Source organism: Pandoraea commovens, assembly GCF_024704525.1.
GTDB classification, from domain to species: domain Bacteria; phylum Pseudomonadota; class Gammaproteobacteria; order Burkholderiales; family Burkholderiaceae; genus Pandoraea; species Pandoraea commovens.
Window position 1 is genome coordinate 3,518,941 of the sequence record NZ_CP102780.1, and the last position, 21,645, is coordinate 3,540,585.

The window sequence follows — 21,645 nt, forward strand, 5'->3', positions numbered from 1 at the left end:
CGGCGCCGGGGGGCAAAAGTAACCAATGAAATCGGGAAAAAACAAAGGCGAGTCGCCTCGCCTTTGTTCGTACAGGTAAGCGTAAACCGGCTTACTTGTTCAGTGCACGCTTCTCGACATCGAGGGCGGCTTCACGCATCACTTCCGACAGCGACGGGTGCGGATGGCAGATACGGCCGATGTCTTCCGACGCCGCCTTGAACTCCATCGCGACCACGGCTTCGGCGATCAGGTCCGAAGCGTTCAGGCCGATCACGTGCACGCCGAGGATTTCGTCGGTCTTGGCATCGGCCAGCACCTTCACGAAACCGTCCGACGAGCCCATGCCCAGTGCGCGGCCGTTGGCAGCGAACGGGAACTGACCCGGCTTGAACTCGCGGCCTTCGGCCTTGAGTTGCTGCTCGGTCTTGCCGACCCATGCGATTTCCGGCGAGGTGTAGATCACCCACGGAATGCAGTTGTAGTCGATGTGCGGCTTCTGGCCTGCGATGACTTCGGCCACCAGCACGCCTTCGTCTTCGGCCTTGTGCGCGAGCATCGGGCCACGCACCACGTCACCGATCGCGTACACGTTCGGCAGCTTGGTACGGCAGTGGTCGTCCACCGGAATGAAGCCGCGCTCGTCGGTCGCCAGACCGATGTTGCCCAGACCCAGATTGTCGGTGTTCGGCACACGGCCGACCGACACGATCAGGCGATCGACTTCGAGCGTGTGCTCCTTGCCGTCCTTGTCCGCGTAGTTGACCGTGACGTTGTTCTTGCCGGTCTTCACTTCGCCGACCTTCACGCCGACAGTGATGTCCAGACCTTGCTTCTTGAACTGCTTGGCAGCTTCCTTGGCCACGCCCGCATCGGCGGCAGCCAGGAATTCCGGCATGGCTTCGAGCACGGTCACTTCCGAGCCCAGACGACGCCACACCGAACCCAGTTCCAGACCGATCACGCCAGCGCCGATCACGCCCAGCTTCTTCGGCACGGTGTCGAACGAGAGCGCACCTTCGTTATCCGAGATGAGCTTGTTGTCGACCGGCATGCCCGGCAGGTGACGGGCCTTCGAGCCCGTGGCGATGATCACGTTCTTGGCCGTGACCGTTTCCGGCTTGTCGGCTTCCTGGACCGGCTTCACGTCGATCTGGTAGCCGCCGTCGTTCTTCGCAACGAACGAGCCTTCACCCTTGAGCCACGTGATCTTGTTCTTCTTGAACAGGTACTCGATACCACCGGTCATCTTGTCGACGATGCCTTGCTTGCGCGTGAGCATCTTGGCGATGTCGATCTTGACATCCGACGTGGTGATACCGTGATCGGCCAGGTGATGACCGACCTTTTCGAATTCTTCCGACGACGCAAGCAGTGCCTTCGACGGAATGCAACCGACGTTCAGGCACGTGCCGCCCAGCACCATCTTCTTGGCCGGGTTGATCCACTTCTCGACGCAAGCGACGGAGAAGCCGAGTTGTGCAGCGCGGATCGCGGCGATATACCCGCCGGGGCCGGCGCCGATAACGACTACATCAAATTCTTTGTTTGCCATTTTGAGACTCAGTGAAGGTTGACGGCAGGGGGAGGCGCGGCGCGCCGACCATGAGAGGCATGGCCGGGCGACACCGCGCAGTGCGCGCTAACGCTTACAGGTCGAGCAGCAGGCGAGCCGGATCTTCCAGCGCTTCCTTCATGGCGACGAGGCTCAGCACGGCTTCGCGACCGTCGATGATACGGTGGTCGTAGCTCATGGCCAGGTAGTTCATCGGGCGGATGACGATCTCGCCGTTCACCACCACAGCGCGCTCCTTCGTGGCGTGAACGCCCAGAATGGCCGACTGCGGCGGGTTGATGATCGGGGTCGACAGCATCGAGCCGAACACACCGCCGTTCGAGATCGAGAACGTACCGCCGGTCATTTCTTCGATCGACAGCTTGCCGTCGGCAGCCTTCTTGCCGTACTCGGCGATCTTCTTCTCGATGTCGGCCAGGCTCATCTGGTCGGCATTGCGCAGAATCGGCACCACCAGACCACGCGGCGAGCCGACAGCGATACCGATGTCGAAGTAGCCGTGGTAGACGATGTCGTTACCGTCGATCGAGGCGTTCACGGCCGGGTACTTCTTGAGCGCGTGGACAGCGGCCTTGACGAAGAACGACATGAAACCCAGCTTCACGCCGTGTTCCTTCTCGAACTTGTCCTTGTACTTGTTGCGCAGGTCCATCACCGGTTTCATGTCCACTTCGTTGAACGTGGTCAGAATGGCGTTGGTCTGTTGCGATTGCAGCAGGCGCTCCGCGATACGGGCGCGCAGACGCGACATCGGCACGCGCTGTTCCGGACGGCCTTCCAGCGACGTGTCGCGGCCAGCCGGTGCGGACACCGACGGCAGTGCGGCACGTTGTGCCGGTGCCGGGATCGACGAAGCGGCAGCAGCGGCCGGCTTGGCGCCAGCAGCCAGAGCGTCGCCCTTGGTCACGCGGCCATCGCGGCCCGAACCGGCCACGTCACCGGCCGACAGATTCTTCTCGGCCAGCACCTTGGCAGCAGCCGGGCTGGCGATGTTGCCCGAAGCACCACCGGCTGCGGGGGCAGCGGCCGGGGCAGCAGCGGCAGCAGGCGCGGCGGCTTCTGCCGGCTTGGCAGCGACCGGGGCGGCAGCGCCGGCCTTGGCTTCGGTGTCGATCTTCGCGATGATCTGCTCGGACGTCACGGTGTCGCCAGCGTTGGCGGTCACTTCGACGAGCACGCCAGCAGCGGGTGCCGGCACTTCGAGCACGACCTTATCGGTCTCGACTTCAATGATGGTTTCGTCCTGAGCGAATGCTTCGCCGACTTTCTTCTTCCAGTCGAGCAGCGTGCCTTCGGAAACCGACTCGGAAAACTGGGGGACTTTAACTTCAACAATGGCCATTTCTGGATCCTGGATTCGATAAACGTTCAATTCGGAAATACGGCAGCGGCCGTCCCTGGGGGAGGACGACCGCTGTAAGACCTAACCGGTTACTGCACCACCGTCGCGCCCTTGAGGCTGCGACCGAAAGCCGTATCGAGCAGCGTCTTGAGCTGTTCGTAGTGCTTGGCGTAGTAGCCCACAGCAGGCGAGGCCGAAGCCGGACGACCGGCATACGCCAGCTTCTGACCGGCGCTCATGGCTTCGAGCAGGTGGTGTTCGATGTAGAACCACGGACCCTGGTTTTGCGGCTCGTCCTGGGCCCACACCACTTCGGCGAGGTTTTCGTACTTCTTCAGCTCGTTCTCGAACGCCTTGTGCGGGAACGGGTAGAGCTGTTCCACACGGACGATCGCGACGTCGTTCGACTTCTCTTCGCGACGGCGAGCAATCAGGTCGTAGTACAGGCGGCCCGAGCAGGCCACAACGCGCTTGACCTTGTTCGGGTCGATCGTGGCATCGGTTTCGCCGATGACGGTCTGGAAACCGCCCTTGACGAGTTCCGACAGGTCGCTCACAGCTTCCTTGTGACGCAGCAGCGACTTCGGCGTGAACACGATCAGCGGCTTGCGCTGCTGACGGATCATCTGACGACGCAGCACGTGGAAGATCTGTGCCGGCGTGGTCGGCTGGACCACTTCCATGTTCGTATCGGCGCACAGTTGCAGGTAGCGCTCCATACGTGCCGACGAGTGCTCCGGACCCTGGCCTTCGTAGCCGTGCGGCAGCAGCATCGTCAGGCCCGAGACGCGGCCCCACTTCACTTCACCGCTCGAGATGAACTGGTCGATCACGACCTGTGCACCGTTGGCGAAGTCGCCGAACTGGCCTTCCCACAGCACCATCGTGTTCGGCTCAGCGGTCGAGTAACCGTATTCGAAGCCCAGCACGGCTTCTTCGGACAGCACCGAGTCGATCACCGTGAAGGTGGCCTGACCGTCTGCCACGTGTTGCAGCGGGACGTACGTACCGTCGTTCCAGCGCTCGCGGTTCTGATCGTGCAGCACGGCGTGGCGGTGCGTGAACGTGCCACGGCCAGCGTCCTGACCCGTCAGACGAACGGCGAAGCCCGATGCGACCAGCGAAGCGTAGGCCAGGTGTTCGCCCATGCCCCAGTCGAGCGGCTGCTCGCCCAGACCCATCTTGCGACGGTCGTTGATGACCTTCTCGACGAGCGGGTGAACCTTGAAGTTCGCCGGAATGGTCGTGATGCGCTCGGCCAGACGCTTGATCTCGGCGAGCGGCACGGCCGTATCGGCCTTGTCGATGTACTTCTTGTTCAGGAACGGCACCCAGTCGACTGCGTACTTGCTCTTGTAGTTCGAGAGCACCGGGTCGATGGTGTGGTGGCCGTCATCCATGGCCGAACGGTAGGCCTTGACGAAACCATCGCCTTCCTCGGCCGTGATCACGCCTTGCGTGACCAGCTTTTCGACGTACAGAGCGCGCGTGCCCGGGTGTTGGGCAATCTTCTTGTACATCAGCGGCTGCGTCACTGCCGGGGTGTCCTGCTCGTTGTGACCCAGTTTGCGGAAGCAAACGATGTCCACGACGGCATCCTTCGCGAATTCCTGACGGAATTCGAGGGCCAGTTGCATGGCCAGCACGACCGCTTCAGGATCGTCGCCATTCACGTGCAGCACCGGCGCTTCGATCATCTTGACCACGTCCGAGCAGTACGTCGTCGAGCGCGCATCGCGCGGGTCCGACGTCGTGAAGCCGATCTGGTTGTTGATGACGATGTGCACCGTGCCGTGCGTGCCGTAACCACGCGTTTGCGCGAGGTTCAGCGTTTCCATGACAACGCCCTGACCTGCGAAGGCGGCGTCGCCGTGAACTTGCACCGGCAGCACGCTGGCCGCATCGGCTTCGCCGCGACGGTCCATACGGGCCTTGGCCGAGCCTTCGACCACCGGGTTCACGATTTCAAGGTGCGACGGGTTGAACGCCAGCGACAGGTGGACCGGGCCGCCCGTCGTCGAAACGTCGCTCGAGAAGCCCTTGTGGTACTTCACGTCGCCTGCCGGCAGGTCGTCGACGTGCTTGCCTTCGAATTCGGCAAACAGATCCGACGGCATCTTGCCGAGGGTGTTGACCAGCACGTTCAGACGGCCGCGGTGGGCCATGCCGATCACGATTTCCTGCACGCCCTTGGCGCCGGCGTGATGCACCAGCTCGTCCATCGCCACGATGAACGATTCGCCGCCTTCGAGCGAGAAGCGCTTCTGGCCGACGAACTTAGTATGCAGATAACGCTCGAGGCCTTCAGCGGCCGTCAGGCGTTCGAGGATGTGCTTCTTCTTTTCAGCGGTGAAGTTGGGCGTGGCACGCACCTTCTCCAGACGCTCTTGCCACCAGCGCTTTTGCACCGGATCGCTGATGTACATGTACTCGGCGGCGATCGAGCCGCAGTACGTGTCGCGCAGCGCCTTGAGCAGATCGCGCAGGCTGGCTTGTTCGAAACCGAAGTACGTGTTCTCAGCCGAGTACACGCTGTCCATGTCGGCTTCGGTCAGGTCGTAGAACGCGGGTTCCAGTTCCGGAATGGCCGGACGTTCCTGACGCTTGAGCGGGTCCAGATTGGCCCAGCGTGCGCCGAGGAAGCGGTAGGCCGCGACGAGCGACTGCACGTGCACCTGCTTGCGGGCAACGGCCAGGTCGGAGGCACCGGCATGCGACACGAAGGCATTGGCCTTGGCGCGCTGGGCGAACGACTCCACGATCGGGGCGTGAGCCACGTCGTTGGCGTTGGAACCATCAACAGCGGGAACGTTTTGCAGCGCGTCGAAATACTGGCGCCAGTTGTCCGGCACGGAAGCCGGATTATCAAGATACGATTCGTACAGTTCTTCGACGTAGGGGGCATTGCCGCCGAAGAGGTACGAGTTCGCTTGGAATTGTTCCATCAAACTCATTTTGCGCTCACCTTTTCTACGAGTGTCTCGAGAAATAGCGGGTTACGAAACCTTCCGCGACACGGCCTGACCGATTAGCGGATTGCGAGAATCAAGTGGTGCTTGGAAGGACCTGATCAATCACGGCGAGGAGCATAGCACGTTTTCCCAGCGCTCACCGCCCCGGAAAGCCGTCGTACGGGGACTTGCGGCGTGCCCGTCGCATGGGTCCCTGGTCCCGTCCTCCTCCCTGTCGAACGCGCGTTCGCATTGCCGTGATCCTGCGCACATCCGACCCCGATTTTGCGACACCTCCCCCCGATTTGACCGCGAACATGCCGTCATCGCGCGTATTTCAATTACGCACCCGACACCGCTTATTCACCCGTCCCTATATGACGATATGGAAATTGGATATATCAAAATTAATTTTTATTATTTTAATTTCTAAAGCCCAAGGGATAGGGTGATGGGTATCCCTTGCCGGTCCATTGCGGGGGCGGCTAGACGGGACTGCCCCGCCGTAGCGCCCCGCCGGTCCGGCCTCTGGAGCCAGGACCGACATGCAAGAGACTTCGCCGCTTAACGTTCAGCAAGTCCAGTTGCTCAGCCAACTGGTCGATGGCCTTTCCGCCGAGCAGATGGCCTGGGTGCGGGGATTTCTCGCCGGAATCAATCATTCCGTCCGTCAGGTCGGCCATCCGGTGGCGATCGCCGCAACGGGGAACGCCAGCGCACCGCAGCTCACTATTCTCTATGGCTCCCAGACAGGCCACGCGCAGGAAGTGGCCGAACAGGCGAAGGCACGTGCGATGGCCGCCGGGTTCAAGGTCGATCTGTTTGCGATGGGGGATTACAAGGCGTCGCGCGTGAAACACGACAAGCTGCTGCTCGTCGCGGTGTCGACGCAAGGCGAAGGCGAACCACCCGACGACGCCCGCGACTTCTACGATTTCCTCCACAGCGACAAAGCCCCGCGGCTCGACGGCACGCGCTTTGCCGTGCTGGGGCTGGGCGACTCCAGTTACGAGAAGTTCTGCCAGGCGGGCAAGGACTTCGATACCCGGTTGGCTGCACTCGGTGCCGAGCGTCTGGTCTCGCGGGTGGACAGCGACGTCGACTACGACACACCGGCCGAGCGCTGGATCGATGACGCCATCGAGGCGCTCAAACCGCTCAAGCAAGCGGCGACGTCACAGGCATCGACCACGGGCACGGCCGCCAACCTGATGGACAGCTTCACGCTTGCGGCGCTGGCGGGCGGCGTGGGCGGCAGGGGGACGACGGCAACGGCCGAGTCCCGCTACAGCCGAAAGACCCCGTTCGACGCGCCCGTCCTGGAGAACATCACCCTGTCAGGGCGCGGTTCGTCCAAGGAAGTCCATCACCTCGAACTCTCGCTCGAAGGCTCGGGGCTGACGTACGCACCCGGCGACGCGCTGGGGGTCATCGTGAAAAACGATGCGCTTCTCGTCGACGAACTGATCGACACCCTCGCGCTCGACCCGCAGGCCACAACTACCACGCACGACAGCACCCTCAGCCTGCGCGACGCGTTCCTGGGCGCCTACGACATCACCACGCTATCGCGCGCGTTCCTCGAAAAGTACGCCGTCCTCGCAGAGTCGACCGAACTCAGGACGCTACTCTCGGCAGGCAACGAAGCTGAGTTGCGCGACTATCTCTATGGACGCGACGTGCTCGACGTCGTGCGGCAGTTCCCTGCGCGCAAGCTCAAGGCCGCCGAATTCGTCGGCACGCTGCGCACGCTTCAGCCGCGTTTGTACTCGATAGCGTCGAGTCTGGCGGCCAACCCGGAGGCGGTCCACATCACGGTCGGCGCGGTGCGCTACGACAGCCACGGACGTGCGCGTCGCGGGGTGGCATCGACTTATCTCGCTGATATCGCCGATTTCGCCCGCACGGGTGCGTCGGTGCCCGTCTACATCGAAGCAAATCGCAACTTCAAGCTGCCGCAGGATCCGCATGCGCCGGTCATCATGATCGGACCGGGCACCGGCATTGCGCCGTTCCGGGCGTTTGTGGAGGAGCGTCAGGCGCTCGATGCGCCGGGCAAAAACTGGCTCTTCTTCGGCGACCGTAATTTCCGCACGGATTTCCTCTATCAGCGCGAGTGGCAGCGCTATGTGAAGGATGGGGTGCTGACGAAAATCGATCTCGCCTTCTCGCGCGACACCGAAGAGAAGGTGTACGTACAGCACCGCCTTCGCGCGCAAGGCAAAGCGGTGTACGAATGGCTCCAGGAAGGCGCGTATCTCTACGTCTGCGGCGACGCGGAGCATATGGCGCGCGACGTCCACACGGCGCTCGTCGACGTCATCGCAGAACATGGCGGCCTGTCGCACGAAGCCGCCGCCGAATACATGAAGACGCTGCAACGCGAGAAGCGCTATCAGCGCGACGTCTATTGACGCAGGACAGGCACACCACATGACACAAGCCAACCCAACCGGGGCCGCGTCATCGGCAACCCGCTCGGAAGTCGAGAAGATCAAGGACGTCAGCCAGTATCTGCGCGGCACGATTGCCGAGGGGCTGGCGGATCCGCTTACGGGCGCGATCTTCGAGAAGGACGCCCAGTTGCTGAAATTCCATGGCTCATACATGCAGGACGACCGCGATCTGCGCACGGAGCGGCAGAAGCAGAAACTGGAGCCTGCGTATCAGTTCATGATCCGTCTGCGCATGCCGGGCGGCGTGTGCACGCCCGCGCAGTGGCTCAGGCTCGACGAGCTCGCACAAAAATATGGCGGCAACACGATCCGGCTCACCACGCGTCAGACGGTGCAGTATCACAACGTCCTCAAGCATCAGTTGCGCCCGCTCATCCGCGGCATCGACGAAGTGGCGATGACGAGCATTGCGGCGTGCGGCGACGTCAACCGGAACACGCTGGTGTCGAATAACCCTCACCTCTCGCCCGCACACGCCGAAGCGTTGGACTGGTGTCTGAAGATCGACCGGCATTTGCTGCCGCAAACGACCGCCTATCGCGAGATCTGGCTGGGCGACAAACGCCTTGGGGCAGGCAAAGAGGATCACGAACCGATTTACGGCAAGCACTATCTGCCGCGCAAGTTCAAGATCGCCATTGCGATTCCGCCAAACAACGACGTCGACCTTTACGCCAACGATCTCGGCTTCATCGCTATCGTGGGTAACGACGGCAAGCTCGAAGGCTTCAACGTCGCGGTCGGCGGCGGCATGGGCATGACGCATGGCGATGCGGCCACCTATCCGCGCACGGGCACGGTGATCGGCTACATTCCGGCCGAGCGCATTGTCGACGTTGCCGAGAAGGTGCTGCTTGTGCAGCGCGACTTCGGCGACCGGACGAACCGCAAGCACGCGCGTCTCAAATACACCATCGACGACCGTGGCGTGGCGTGGTTCCAGGAGGAACTCAACCGTTATCTCGGCTGGCGTCTGGACAGCGCGCGGCCGTTTCACTTCACGACCAACGGCGATCAGTACGGCTGGCGCAAAGGCGCGGACGAACTGTGGCACCTCACGCTGTTTATCCAGAACGGCCGCGTGAAGGATTGGGACGACTACCCATTGATGACGGGATTGCGTGAAATCGCGAAAGTGCACGACGGCGACCTGCGCATCACCGGCAATCAGAATCTGATCGTGGGACGCGTGAGCGAAGCGAAGAAGCCGCAGATCGAAGCGCTGGTACGCGCGTATAGCCTGCTCGACGGCAAGCACCAGAGCGCATTGCGGATCAATTCGATGGCATGCGTCGGCTTTCCGACGTGCGGTCTGGCGCTGGCCGAGAGCGAGCGCGCCCTGCCCGGTCTGGTGACGCGTCTGGAGAAAGCGCTGGACGAAGCGGGGCTGGCGGGCGAGCCGATCACCGTTCGCATGACGGGCTGCCCGAACGGATGCGCGCGGCCGTACATCGCAGAGATTGGTCTGGTCGGCAAATCGGCGGGCAAGTACAACCTGTACCTTGGTGCGGGCTTTCACGGTCAGCGCCTAAACAAGTTGCACAAGGAGTCTTTGAGCGAAGACCAGATCGTTGCCGAGTTGACGCCGCTCTTTCAGAGATATGCACAAGACCGTTCCCCCGGAGAGCCCTTCGGCGATTTCCTTGTGCGTCAGGGCGTCGTCCCGGCAGTCATGGAGGCCCGGGAAGATTTCCACGGTCAGGGACGCAGCGAATCTTGAATCCTTAAATCAGGGATGATCGTCCCCATATTGAGGATTAACTTTAAATCCTTATAATGGGGACAATTATCCCTATTCTGAGGATTTCATATGAGCCTCGCCGACTTCCTGCTCACTCCCGGGCTGCAACGCGTACTTGGCGCAACCCTTCTGCACCCCGAGCGAAGCTTCTCGCTTCAGGATTTACTTCGTCTGGCAGACAGCGGTCGGGGTAGCGCACAAAAGCAAGTCGACCGTCTGGTTGATGCTGGCGTGCTCAGGGAGGACGAGCGGCGTGGCCGTCAGAGGAGCATCCGCGCCAACACCGAATTCGCGCTTTACCCCGAACTTGTAGGCATCGCGCGAAAGTCCTTCGGTATTGTGGAACCTCTGAAAAACGCCCTGTCACCGTACGCCGATCGAATCACATCGGCATTCGTCTTCGGGTCGGTCGCCAAGGGGACCGACAACAGTCGTAGCGACGTTGATTTGATTGTGATTGGGGACGTTCAGCTACTCGAACTATCCGAGGCCATGCAGGAGGCAGAACAACGCTTGATGCGCCCCATCCACTTCTCACTTTATGAATCTTCCGAGTGGGCTGACCTGATAGAGTCCGACCCCGTCATGGCCCAAATTGCCGAGGGCCCCACGCTCAGGATTCTGTAATGCCACGCCCAGTCGAGTACGACAACCTCATCGAAAGACATGCCTTCGAAGCCGTCACGCCCACCCCCGGCGCAGTCGCCAGATATCTGAGCAACGCGGCCGACTACAAAACCACCGCCGACGAGTTACGTGGTTCGCGTCCGATGCAGTTGTTTACTTTGGCTTACGAAGGGTATTTCCAGGTTGTGCAAGCCGTCCTTGAGTTCTATCAAGTGCGCACCAAAGAATCAGGCCGCAACCTGGCGATTCAGCGTGTTTCAACGTCCCTCGGCGTGACCTCTCAGGAATTCGCCTTCATCACGAGAGCGCACGAGCGCCGCAACGGCACATCGTACGAATCCCCGTTCCCTCCGGTGTCAAAGAATGAAGCCGCGACGATGCTTGCGGTGCTAACCAAATACCTGCCAGTCGCACACGCACTGACGGGCGCGCCATAGGTCCGACGCCAACCATCAAGGCAACGCGCCAACAAAAAAGCCCCGGCACTTTCGCGCCAGGGCTTTTCTTCTTACCGCTGCGACCGATATCAGTCGTTGCTGCCTGCGTACGGCACCATGCAGCGCTTGACGGTGTTCTCGAAATCGCGCGACAGGTTGCTGCCCGGCGTTTCAAAGTACTGAACACGTGCGCCAAAGCCACCTTGTTCAATGTCGACGTACGGATTGTAGATCGCGTTGTTGTCCTTGTCGTGGCCGCGATAAACGCGCACGCGGTCAGCCCCTTGACGGGCATACGACGTCGAATCGACGTTCTGCGACAACTCGCTCCAGCCGTGATAGATGCAGTTGAGCACCATGAAACGATCGGCACTGGTTCCCTGGTCGATCAGTCGCCCCGTCACCGGATCGGGCCGGCTCATCTGATTGATCGGGCCACAGCCTGCCATCAGGCCAGCCAGCACGGCCACCGTCCCCATCAGCGCCACTCGCTTCATACTTCGACACCCTCAACTGAGCAAAAGATGGGCAATGTTACCCGGTTCGGCGCATCACCGCCATGAACACGCCCATCGCACACCGCCTCGGCTGTCGTTGGTCAGGCCGCGATCACGCTGCCAGCGAGAGCCTCGCATCCTCCACAGCATGCAGCGCAACGCGCCGCGCCCCGGCCGATGCCACGCCTTCGTCGCCCAGACGGAATCGCGCCATTTCCTCGCGCAGCGCGTTCGTCTGATCCTCCAGCGAGGCGGCCGCCGCAGCCGCCTGCTCCACCAACGCCGCGTTCTGCTGCGTGACAGTGTCCATCTGGGTGACGGCCTGATTCACCTGCTCGATGCCACCGCTCTGCTCGTCCGACGCCGCCGAAATCTCGCCCATGATGTCGGTCACACGTTGCACAGCTTGCAGGATCTCATCCATCGTTCGACCGGCTTCGCTCACTAACGTCGAGCCGTCCGACACCTTCTGCACCGACGCCTCGATCAACCCCTTGATCTCGCGTGCAGCCGTAGCACTTCGTTGGGCCAACGTGCGCACCTCGCCAGCCACCACAGCGAAACCGCGCCCCTGCTCACCCGCACGCGCGGCTTCCACTGCGGCATTGAGCGCCAGGATGTTGGTCTGGAAGGCAATGCCGTCGATCACCCCGATAATGTCCACGACCTGCGACGAACTCGCCGAGATGCCCTGCATCGTATCGACCACGCGCGCGACGACCTGCCCGCCACGCGCGGCGATGTCCGAAGCGTTCACCGCCAACTGGCTTGCCTGACGTGCGTTGTCGGCGTTCTGTTTGACGGTCGCCGTCAGTTGCTCCATCGACGATGCGGTCTCCTCCAGCGAGGCCGCCTGCTGCTCGGTGCGCGCCGACAGATCGGTGTTGCCCGCCGAGATCTCGGCCGTGGCCGTCGCCATCGCATCGCAACTGTGACGCACACCCCGAATCGTGCCGGCCAGACGCGCCTGCATCGTCTCCAGCCCGCGCATGAGCATCGACATTTCGTCCTTGCCGCGCACCTGCACCGGGTTATCGAGTTGCCCCGCCGAGATATTTTCGAAGTGCGTGAGTGCTTCGCCCAGCGGCCGCATGATCGCCCCGCGCAACGAGAAGTAGCAGGCGATGGCCATGAGCACGCCCAGCACCGTCGCCCCGATGCTCAGCCAACGGAATGCCATCAGCTCCGCCATCGAGGCTTCGTAAGTGTCGTGTCCGAGCTTTAGCTTGTACGCCGCCAGCGCATCGCTTGCGGCCGTGAGCGCCGCATATTGCTTGGGCAGCACGTTCATCGTGATGTCGTCCATCGCGGTGCGGTCGCGTGCATCGATGGCGGCCAGCATCGGATCCATGCCCTTATCGAAGAAGGTCGCGCGGCGTGTCGCGACTTCGTCCGCGAGACGCTGCTCCTCGGCGCCGTGCGGCAACACCTGATACGCGGCCCATGCAGCATTCGCGTCTTTGATCATGTTGCGCGCACGAGCCGCCACCTTGTCGGCGTCGGGCGATTCGGGATGCAGAACCACGCGATCGAGAATCGCGCGGGTGCGCGCAAGCGTGGCGTTGTCTTTACCGAGTGCCACCGTGGCGGCGAGGTGATTGGCGTACGTCTCGCGAAGCGCATCGCCGGTGCGTGTCATACCGGCAATGCCCAATGCGCCCAGCAGAATCAACAAAACAGCCAACAGCGCCATGGTGATGCCCAGGCGCGCCTTGATCGAAAAGCTCCGAAACATGCTGTCGTCTCCGTCTTACGTGATGGGTAGCTCACCCCTGTCCGGCCTCTTCCGGGCCGGTCATACTTGTCACATCGGCGTGCCTCACGCCAGACTTGAGCATCCTGCGGGTTTACGTGCCCGTGCGCCAAGGTATCGGTCGGCGTCGGATTGATCGATATCAAAGGACTGACGTCCGGCATTCGGCGCTCGCGACGTCTTGCGGATCGAAACGAGGGATACCGATAAGAACACCGGGTAGGCACGCAAGGGCGGCAAAATGCTGCGGGTGACCGGGGGAGTCAGCGCGATCTTATTACATTTTTTATATATACCGACGATATATTCTAATCATGATTGAAGGACTTGAGAAACTGTTGGCGGCTGGCAAAGACAATGCCCTGCTGCGCTTTGGCCTTGGCAAGGCCTATCTCGACGCGCAGAGCTTCGCGGTCGCGGCCGATCACCTGACCCGTTGCGTTGCGTTCGACCCCAAGTACACCGCGGCGTGGAAGCTGCTGGGTAAAGCGCGTCAGGGCGCCGGGGACATCGATGGCGCGCGCGACGCATGGACACAAGGCATTACCGCTGCGCAAGCCCACGGCGATCGTCAGGCCGAAAAGGAAATGACCGTCTTTCTCAAACGCCTAGGCTGATTTCTCGGGGAATTCAGGGGAATTTCAGCCAGATGTGACTGCACGGTTCAAGCAACCGGCGTGCGCGCCGAGTGCGTGGTATCTTGCGACTTGCTCTTCAGATATGGCGTGGACGCATCGACGTTCCAGCCACCACAACCATGCCCGCACTCTCCACCTGGCTGGCCTTCGCGCTGGTCGCCTTCGGCATGGCCCTGACGCCAGGGCCGAACATGATGTATCTGATCTCGCGCTCGCTGTGTCAGGGACCGGCCGCCGGCCTCGTGTCGCTGGGCGGCGTGGCGGTTGGCTTCATCGTCTACATGTTGTGCGCCGCCTTCGGTATCACGGCCCTGCTCTTCGCCGTGCCGTATGCGTACGATGTGCTGCGCTTTGGCGGTGCCCTGTACCTGCTGTGGCTTTGCTGGCAAGCGCTCAAGCCGGGTGGCCGTTCGCCGTTCGAAGTGACGACGCTGCCCAAAGACAGCAACCGGCGTCTGTTCACGATGGGCCTGTTCACGTCCGTGCTCAACCCGAAGATTGCGATGCTGTATCTGGCGCTGCTGCCCCAGTTCGTGCATCCGGACCATGGCAGCGTGCTGACGCAGTCGCTGGTGCTGGGCCTCACGCAGATCGTGGTAAGCGTGGCGGTGAACGCCTCGGTCGCGCTGTCGGCTGGCTCCATCTCGCGTTTTCTCGGTCAACGCCCTGCATGGCTGCGCATCCAGCGCTGGCTCATGGGCGGCATGCTCGGCGCACTGGCGCTGCGCATGGCGACCGAAGCGCGTCGCTGAGCGTACGCCATACCGCTTGGGCGAACGCCGCACGCGCACGTCGCTCTAACCCTTTGCCGTTTGCCGCGCAGCGCCCCCCTCCCACTTTTTTGGGGGTGTCGCCCCGGGCGTGGCATACTGCACCGATTTCGCCGCGCGGCGGGGATCCACGCAGCGCTAGGCCGGCCGGCCTGTTCCCATCCTGCATTCTTCGTTGGGTATGTCCTTGAAGCATTGTTTGCCGCCTCGTGCGCCGTCGCATCGCGCGCACCGTAAGTCCCCCGTCATCACGCCTCAGGCGCAGTCATCGCACGCCGCCTCGCCTTCACCCCACCGTCGCCCGCAGGGTCAGCGCGGATTCGGCACGCTTGCCGTCATCCTTGCCACGCTAGCAGGGTTGGCCGTCGTCGCGGCCCTGATCGTCGGCTACGCGCTGATCGTCATGCGCCCCAACCTGCCCGCGCTCGACGTCATCACCGACTACCGGCCCAAGGTGCCGCTGCGGGTCTACACGTCCGATAACGTGCTGATCGGAGAATTCGGCGAAGAGCGACGCAGTCTGGTGACTATCGACCAGATTCCGGATGTCATGAAGAAGGCAGTCCTCGCGATCGAGGATTACCGCTTCTACGATCACGGCGGCGTCGACTTCATCGGCATTCTGCGCGCGGGGGTTTCCGACGTGATGCACGGCGGTGCGGCACAGGGTGCCAGCACCATCACCATGCAGGTCGCACGTAACTTCTTCCTCTCGCGAGAGAAGACCGCGACCCGCAAGATTTACGAAATGCTGCTCGCGTACAAGATCGAGTCCGCGCTGTCGAAGGACAAGATTCTCGAGCTGTACATGAACCAGATCTATCTGGGACAGCGCGCTTACGGCTTCGCCAGTGCCGCGCGCATCTATTTCGGCAAGGACCTCAAGGACATCACGCTTGGCGAAGCCGCCATGCTGGCCGGTCTGCCCAAGGCCCCGTCCGCTTACAACCCGATCGTCAACCCGAAGCGCGCAAAGATTCGTCAGGAATACATCCTCAAGCGCATGCTCGATCTGGGCTACATCTCGCGCAATCAGTACGAAGACGCCCTGCATGAGCCGATCCGCACGCGCACGTCCGGCAACGAGTACAACGTCCACGCCGAATACGTGGCGGAAATGGTGCGTCAGGCGGTGTACGACGAATATAAGGACGACGCCTACACGCGCGGCCTGACCGTCATCACCACGCTCGACTCCAAGAAGCAGCAGGCCGCTTACGAAGCCGTTCGCGCGGGCGTGCTCGATTACGAGCGTCGCCATAGCTATCGCGGCCCGGAAGGTTTCGTGGAATTGCCAGCGGCCATGCCCGATCGTCAGCAACTGATCGAAGACACGCTGCTCGAACACCCGGATAACGGCGACCTCGTGGCCGCTGTGGTCGTGGCCGCAAGCAGCTCGCAAGTGACAGCGGTTCCCCTCTCGGGCGACGCCGCCGTGATCAACGGCGACGGCATCGGTTTCGCGGCGTCGGCACTCTCGGCGAAAGCCAGCGAGAAGGTTCGCATCCGCCCCGGCTCGATCATCCGCGTGATGAAGGACGCGCGCGGCAAATGGCGCATCTCGCAACTGCCCGAAGTGCAAGGCTCACTCGTCTCGCTCTCGCCGGACGACGGCGCGATTCGCGCCCTGATCGGCGGCTTCGACTTCAATCAGAGCAAGTTCAACCGCGCGACGCAAGCATGGCGTCAGCCGGGCTCGACCTTCAAGCCGGTCGTGTATTCGGCAGCGATCGAGAAGGGTGTGAGCCCCGCCACGATGGTGATGGACGGCCCGTTGAACCTGCCCCCCGCACAGACCGGCGGTCAGGCATGGGATCCGCACGACGACGACGCCTTCAGCGGTCCGATGACCGTACGCGAAGGCCTGCAACGCTCCAAGAACCTCGTGGCGATTCGTCTGCTGCAATTCGCTGGCACGCAATACACGCAGGATTACGCCACGCGTTTCGGCTTCGACGCGGACAAGGTGCCGCCGTATCTGCCGATGGCGCTGGGTGCCGGACAGACGACGCCGCTGCAACTCGCCGGTGCCTATGCGGTGTTCGCGAATGGCGGCTACCGTGTCGCGCCGTATCTCATCAGCGAGATTCGCGATGCACGTGGCAACGTCCTTAACAAGGCGACGCCGGTCGTGGCAGGTGTGAACGCAGCACGTGCGATTTCCGCGCCGAACGCGTACATCATGAACAGCCTGCTGCAAACGGTGGCGCAGCGCGGAACGGGCTCCGGCACGAACGTGCTCAAGCGCGCCGATCTGGCTGGCAAGACGGGCACGACCAACGACGCGCTGGATGGCTGGTTCGCTGGCTATCAGCACTCGCTCGTGGCCGTTGCGTGGATCGGCTTCGATCAGCCGAAGACGCTGGGCAGCCGCGAATTCGGTGCGCAACTGGCGCTGCCGGTGTGGACCAAGTACATGGGCGTCGCGCTGAACGGCGTGCCGCAACAGCAGATGGCCATGCCTGAGGGCGTGAGCGTGGTGAACGGCGAGCTGTACGAGACGGACAAGCTGCCGGGCAACGGGTTTGTGGCGAGTATCGGCATCGACGACAACAGCGGCGGCTTCTCGCTGCCGTTCTTCGGCAACGGCTCACCCTCGCCTGCCGCCCCGCCGCCAGCCGCCGCGCAACCGCCCTCGCCGGGCGGCACGGATGCTAGCGAAAAGGCCCGGATTCTGGACATGTTCAAGCATCCTTAAGCCTCCGCTAGTCTCCATTAGTCACCGCAAGCCTTTGCCAATGACGGCCACCGAACGGTGGCCGTTTTTACGTCGGCCGTCCTATCGTTCGACGCGACGCCAAGCGCAAGAACGTACAAGCCGACACGCGGTGCAAAACGTTATGCTCGAGGCGTCTAATGCCCCTTTTGCCGTTTCTCCTTCGACCCCGCACCTCAACCCACAGGAACGTCTCACCATGCCGGTTCTGTCCCGCACGGCAAGCTTTGCCGCAGGCGCCCGCGACACGTTGCCGATGATCGTCGGCGCGGCCCCGTTCGGCCTGATCTTCGGCGCGCTGGTCGCCACCACGCCGCTAGCACTCTGGCACGGTCAGTTGATGTCGCTCACCGTATTCGCGGGGTCGAGCCAGTTCATTGCCGCAGGGCTTTTTGCGACGGGCGTAGGCTACGCCGTGCTGTGGGCGACGACGTTCATCGTCAACCTGCGCCACATGCTGTATGCCGCGAACCTGCTGCCGCACGTGAAGCATCTGAACCTGCGCTGGCGCGCGCTGTTGGGATTCCTGTTGACGGACGAGACGTTCGCCGTGACGAGCAGCCACTTCCACCGTCATCCCGACGATCCGATGGGCCACTGGTACTTCCTCGGCTCCGCGCTGTCGATGTACGTGAACTGGCAAGTGTGGACGCTCGCGGGCCTGTTGTTCGGCGCTGCGTTTCCGCGTCTGCAAACGCTGGGCCTCGACTTCGCGATGGTCGCGACCTTTATCGCCATCATCGTGCCGCAGATGGCGCGCGTGCCGTGGGCCGTGGCGACGGTCGTCGCGGGCACGGCGGCGTATCTTTGTCAGTCGCTGCCCTATAAGCTCGGCTTGCTGGTCGCTGTGACGCTGGGCATCGCGGCAGGCATGCTGGCGCTGCATGCGAAGCGTCGCGGCGGAGCGCAACCCACGTCGACGCGAGGTGCTCAATGAACTACGTCCTGGCGATTCTCGGCATGGCGACGGTGACGTTCGCGGTCAAGGCGGGCATCTTCGTGCTGGGCGACCGTGTGCGGTTCCCGGAATGGTTGCGCGAGGCGTTGTCGTTCGTCCCGGTGACGGTGCTCACGGCGATCATCGTGCCGATGACGTTAGCCCCACATGGCAACGGGCTCGAACTGACGTGGCGCAATCCACAACTCGTGGCGGCCCTCGTCGCCATCGCCGTCTGTGCGGCGACACGCCATCAATTGCTCACCATCGGCGCAGGGCTGGCGGTATTTTTCGCGTGGCAACTGGGCGTATTGGGATAGCGGGAACCCAACGAAGCCGACAGAAAAAAAGCGCCCCGAAAGGCGCTTTTTTCATGCGGCAACGCGCAGCGTCAAACCGTCACGGTACCCAGCGTGCCAGCCCGATAAGCAGCGACGAATGCGTCGAAGTCGCCGACCTGCGTGCGTTCGAGTTCGGCCTGCGTGTCGAGCGATTTACGGGCCAGCGTCTCGAAGTGATCGACGACTGCCGGATCGAGCGGCATGTCGCGCAGCGTCTGTGCGTGACGCTTGCTCTGATCCAGTGCGAACGCCTGAAACGCGCCGCCCTTCGTGCCGCGCAGCGGTTCGAGCGCCGCCATTACGCGGGCGGACGGCGTGAGCGTCACGTCCTGCACCTTCGCGCGTTGCAGCGCCATCGAGTGCGCATAGTGCCCGCCGCCGCGTTGCGCGTCGAAAGCTGCGGCCGTGCGGTCGATGCGATCGAGCAGGTCTTCGGCCCAATCGAACAACGTGATCGCTTCACCCCCGCGATGCAGGACAAGCCCGGGCTTGCGGCCTTCCTTGACGACGTGCGCGAAGTTGTCGCGATTCTCCATGTTCTCGGCGTTCGAGCACGACGGGCTATTCTCGAACGCGCAGAACAGCAGGAAGGCGTCGATGAACCGCGCGGTGTCGACGTCGATGCCCACGGGCTGGAACGGGTCGATGTCGATACAACGCACTTCGACGTATTGCACCCCACGGCGCGCCAGCGCCTGCACCGGACGCTCGCCGCTGTACGTCACCCGCTTCGGGCGAATCGTCGCGTAGAACTCGTTTTCGATTTGCAGCAGGTTCGTCGAGAGCTGAATCCACTCGCCGTCGCGCTTCGTGCCCAGCGCCTCGTAAGCCGGATGCGGCTGGCTGACGGCTTGCGTGAGCGCGTCGATGTAGCTCGGCAGGCAGTCGTAGCAAGGCGAGACTTCCGACTGCGCACTGTTCTGATAACCGAGGTCGCTCATGCGCAGGCTGGTCGCGTACGGCAGGCCGAGCGTGCCTTCGTCGAACGAATCGAGGCCGTGATTGCGTCCACGCAGGAACTCGGCATGCAGCACCGGCGACGCACCGAACAGGTACATCAACAGCCAGCTGTAGCGGCGGAAATTGCGGATGAGGGCGACATAGCGCGCCGACTGATAATCGCGTGCGCTGTCCTTCGACCCTTCGGCTTCACGCAGCAGTTCCCACACCGGCTCGGCCAGCGAGAAGTTGTAGTGAATACCGGCGATACATTGCATCGGCTTGCCGTATCGCAGCGCGAGGCCTCGGCGGTAAACATGTTTGAGCATGCCGATGTGAGAGGTGCCGTAGTCGGCAATCGGGATCACGTCTTCCGGCGGCAGTGCGGGCGGCATCGAATCGCTCCACAGCAATTCCGCGCCGAGCTTGCGATAGGCGAACTGATGGATTTCGTCGAGGCGGGCGATGACGGCGGCGGCGTCGTGCTGCGGCGGCGTGATGAATTCGAGCAGCGCTTCGGAGTAATCGGTGGTGATTTCGTCGTTGGTCAGGGCCGAGCCGAGCGCGTGCGGGTGCGGCGTTAGCGCGAGTTCGCCGTCGCCTTCGACGCGCAGCGTCTCACGTTCGATGCCCGACAAGCCCTGACCGAGCAAGTCGCGGTGGGCGGGTTGCATGATCAGCGCCAGACGCTGGTCGAGCAGTGCGGCATCGGCGGTGTGTTCGTGTTGACGATTCTGGTTTTCCAACTTCCATCCCTCTGGGCAAGCGGACTGCTTTGGCATGGCTGTCGACGCCGAAGCCCGTCATGACGAGGCGTCATGATCGGTGTGGGGTTCGACGTCGAACGACATACGGAGGTCTACGGGGTGCCGACGACAGCGGCACGACCGCCGGAATCTGGATTCCGGGGGACGCGCCCGATGCGCGGCACGGCGCGAATTTGGCCTGAGCATAACTGAAAACGCCAAACCGCGTCGGCCGCCACCTCAGTAGGGCTTTTCGGCTTCCGGGCGAGCTTCGGAATGCGCTTTGGCGTGAACCTTGGGGTGAGCTTCGGCGGGACCGTCAACCTTAGCCTCAGCGCCAGCCTGAGTCCCCCTGCGCGAATGCCGCATTGGCGGCCCGAAAGACCGCGCAGATACTGGCGACATGATGAATATTCAACACCTCACCGACCTCCTCCCCTTGCTCGCGCTGGGTCTCGTCACCTTCCTGCTCGCAGGTTTCGTCAAAGGCGTGATCGGGCTGGGCCTGCCGACGGTGGCCATTGGCCTGCTCGGACTGGCCATGCCGACGGCCGAAGCTGCGGCGATGCTCATCGTCCCGTCGCTCGTCACCAACATATGGCAATTGCTGGCCGGGCCGCGCTTTGCCACGCTGGCGAAGCGGCTGTGGCCGATGCTGGTTGGCATCTGCCTCGGCACGTGGGCGGGCAGCGGATGGCTGGCGAACGGTGGCAATCTCGCCGGGATGGCGCTGGGCGTCGCGTTGCTCGCTTACTCCGTGCTCGGACTAGCGGCCGTTCGTCTGCATGTGCCGAAACACTGGACGGCCAGACGCGAAGGCACGGTGGGCGGCGTCGTCGGCGTGGCGACGGGATTGGTCACGGCGGCGACCGGCGTCTTCGTGATCCCGGGTGTGCCGTTCGTTCAGGCGCTCGATCTCGACAAGGACGATCTGGTGCAGGCGATGGGCCTGTCGTTCACCGTCTCCACGATTGCCCTGGCGGCCGGACTGGCGCGCGACGGCATCTTCCACGGCCCGACCATCGGCGTGTCGCTGCTGGCGCTGGCACCCGCACTGGGGGGCATGTTCATCGGGCAGTGGGTGCGAAACCGCGTCAGCGCACCGGTGTTCCGCCGCTGCTTCTTCGTCGGCCTCGCCATGCTGGGTGCCGAACTTGTGATCCAGCACATGCGCTAAAGCGGCTTGGCGACGTCCACGC

General features: G+C 62.7%; 16 protein-coding genes. 10 read left to right on the forward strand and 6 right to left on the reverse strand.

Annotation, left to right across the window (positions count from 1 at the left end; all coding sequences use genetic code 11):
* Positions 1-91 precede the first annotated feature (91 nt).
* The 3 genes from lpdA to NTU39_RS16030 all read right to left on the reverse strand — a co-directional run bounded on the left by lpdA (position 92) and on the right by NTU39_RS16030 (position 5,842).
* Positions 92-1,534 carry a dihydrolipoyl dehydrogenase gene (gene lpdA / locus NTU39_RS16020; RefSeq protein ID WP_150663027.1) on the reverse strand — a complete coding sequence of 481 codons (1,443 nt, stop codon included), beginning with the start codon at positions 1,532-1,534 and terminating at the stop codon, positions 92-94.
* Between the two features lie 94 nt (positions 1,535-1,628).
* A complete protein-coding gene (odhB, locus tag NTU39_RS16025; protein ID WP_039397811.1) occupies positions 1,629-2,897 on the reverse strand; it encodes a 2-oxoglutarate dehydrogenase complex dihydrolipoyllysine-residue succinyltransferase in 1,269 nt (422 codons plus the stop codon).
* A gap of 89 nt (positions 2,898-2,986) precedes the next feature.
* Entirely contained in the window at positions 2,987-5,842 is a 2,856-nt protein-coding gene (locus NTU39_RS16030; RefSeq protein WP_373275315.1) for a 2-oxoglutarate dehydrogenase E1 component, read from the reverse strand.
* A 551-nt stretch (positions 5,843-6,393) separates the two neighbouring features.
* On the opposite strand from NTU39_RS16030, the gene NTU39_RS16035 reads away from it, so the two are divergent.
* From NTU39_RS16035 to NTU39_RS16050, 4 genes are all read left to right on the forward strand, one after another.
* Positions 6,394-8,262, forward strand: a complete 1,869-nt coding sequence (locus NTU39_RS16035) for an assimilatory sulfite reductase (NADPH) flavoprotein subunit (protein ID WP_257958050.1) — start codon at positions 6,394-6,396, stop codon at positions 8,260-8,262.
* Between the two features lie 19 nt (positions 8,263-8,281).
* Complete coding sequence (locus NTU39_RS16040; protein ID WP_257958051.1) at positions 8,282-10,024, forward strand: NADPH-dependent assimilatory sulfite reductase hemoprotein subunit; 1,743 nt, start codon at positions 8,282-8,284, stop codon at positions 10,022-10,024.
* 90 nt (positions 10,025-10,114) lie between these two features.
* Complete coding sequence (locus tag NTU39_RS16045) at positions 10,115-10,672, forward strand: nucleotidyltransferase domain-containing protein (protein WP_257958052.1); 558 nt, start codon at positions 10,115-10,117, stop codon at positions 10,670-10,672.
* Entirely contained in the window at positions 10,672-11,109 is a 438-nt protein-coding gene (locus NTU39_RS16050) for a hypothetical protein (protein WP_257958053.1), read from the forward strand. Before NTU39_RS16045 ends, NTU39_RS16050 begins: the two co-directional genes overlap by 1 nt.
* Before the next feature lie 89 nt (positions 11,110-11,198).
* On the opposite strand, the gene NTU39_RS16055 is transcribed toward NTU39_RS16050, so the two are convergent.
* Both NTU39_RS16055 and NTU39_RS16060 read right to left on the reverse strand, forming a co-directional pair.
* Entirely contained in the window at positions 11,199-11,606 is a 408-nt protein-coding gene (locus tag NTU39_RS16055) for a hypothetical protein (RefSeq protein ID WP_150663030.1), read from the reverse strand.
* 112 nt (positions 11,607-11,718) lie between these two features.
* Positions 11,719-13,341 carry a methyl-accepting chemotaxis protein gene (locus NTU39_RS16060; protein WP_150663031.1) on the reverse strand — a complete coding sequence of 541 codons (1,623 nt, stop codon included), beginning with the start codon at positions 13,339-13,341 and terminating at the stop codon, positions 11,719-11,721.
* Between the two features lie 332 nt (positions 13,342-13,673).
* On the opposite strand from NTU39_RS16060, the gene NTU39_RS16065 reads away from it, so the two are divergent.
* From NTU39_RS16065 to NTU39_RS16085, 5 genes are all read left to right on the forward strand, one after another.
* Complete coding sequence (locus NTU39_RS16065) at positions 13,674-13,976, forward strand: hypothetical protein (RefSeq protein WP_150663032.1); 303 nt, start codon at positions 13,674-13,676, stop codon at positions 13,974-13,976.
* 140 nt (positions 13,977-14,116) lie between these two features.
* Positions 14,117-14,749: a LysE family translocator gene (locus tag NTU39_RS16070; RefSeq protein WP_150663033.1), complete on the forward strand. Its 633-nt coding sequence runs from the start codon at positions 14,117-14,119 to the stop codon at positions 14,747-14,749.
* A 199-nt stretch (positions 14,750-14,948) separates the two neighbouring features.
* Complete coding sequence (locus NTU39_RS16075) at positions 14,949-17,465, forward strand: penicillin-binding protein 1A (RefSeq protein WP_373275316.1); 2,517 nt, start codon at positions 14,949-14,951, stop codon at positions 17,463-17,465.
* A 217-nt stretch (positions 17,466-17,682) separates the two neighbouring features.
* Positions 17,683-18,420: an AzlC family ABC transporter permease gene (locus tag NTU39_RS16080; protein WP_257958054.1), complete on the forward strand. Its 738-nt coding sequence runs from the start codon at positions 17,683-17,685 to the stop codon at positions 18,418-18,420.
* Complete coding sequence (locus NTU39_RS16085; protein WP_046292276.1) at positions 18,417-18,740, forward strand: AzlD domain-containing protein; 324 nt, start codon at positions 18,417-18,419, stop codon at positions 18,738-18,740. Before NTU39_RS16080 ends, NTU39_RS16085 begins: the two co-directional genes overlap by 4 nt.
* 71 nt (positions 18,741-18,811) lie before the next feature.
* Here NTU39_RS16085 and gshA read toward each other — a convergent pair whose 3' ends face one another.
* Positions 18,812-20,374 carry a glutamate--cysteine ligase gene (gshA, locus tag NTU39_RS16090; protein WP_246184475.1) on the reverse strand — a complete coding sequence of 521 codons (1,563 nt, stop codon included), beginning with the start codon at positions 20,372-20,374 and terminating at the stop codon, positions 18,812-18,814.
* Between the two features lie 475 nt (positions 20,375-20,849).
* Between gshA and NTU39_RS16095 the strand changes: the two genes are divergently transcribed.
* Entirely contained in the window at positions 20,850-21,623 is a 774-nt protein-coding gene (locus NTU39_RS16095; RefSeq protein WP_150663035.1) for a sulfite exporter TauE/SafE family protein, read from the forward strand.
* Positions 21,624-21,645 lie beyond the last annotated feature (22 nt).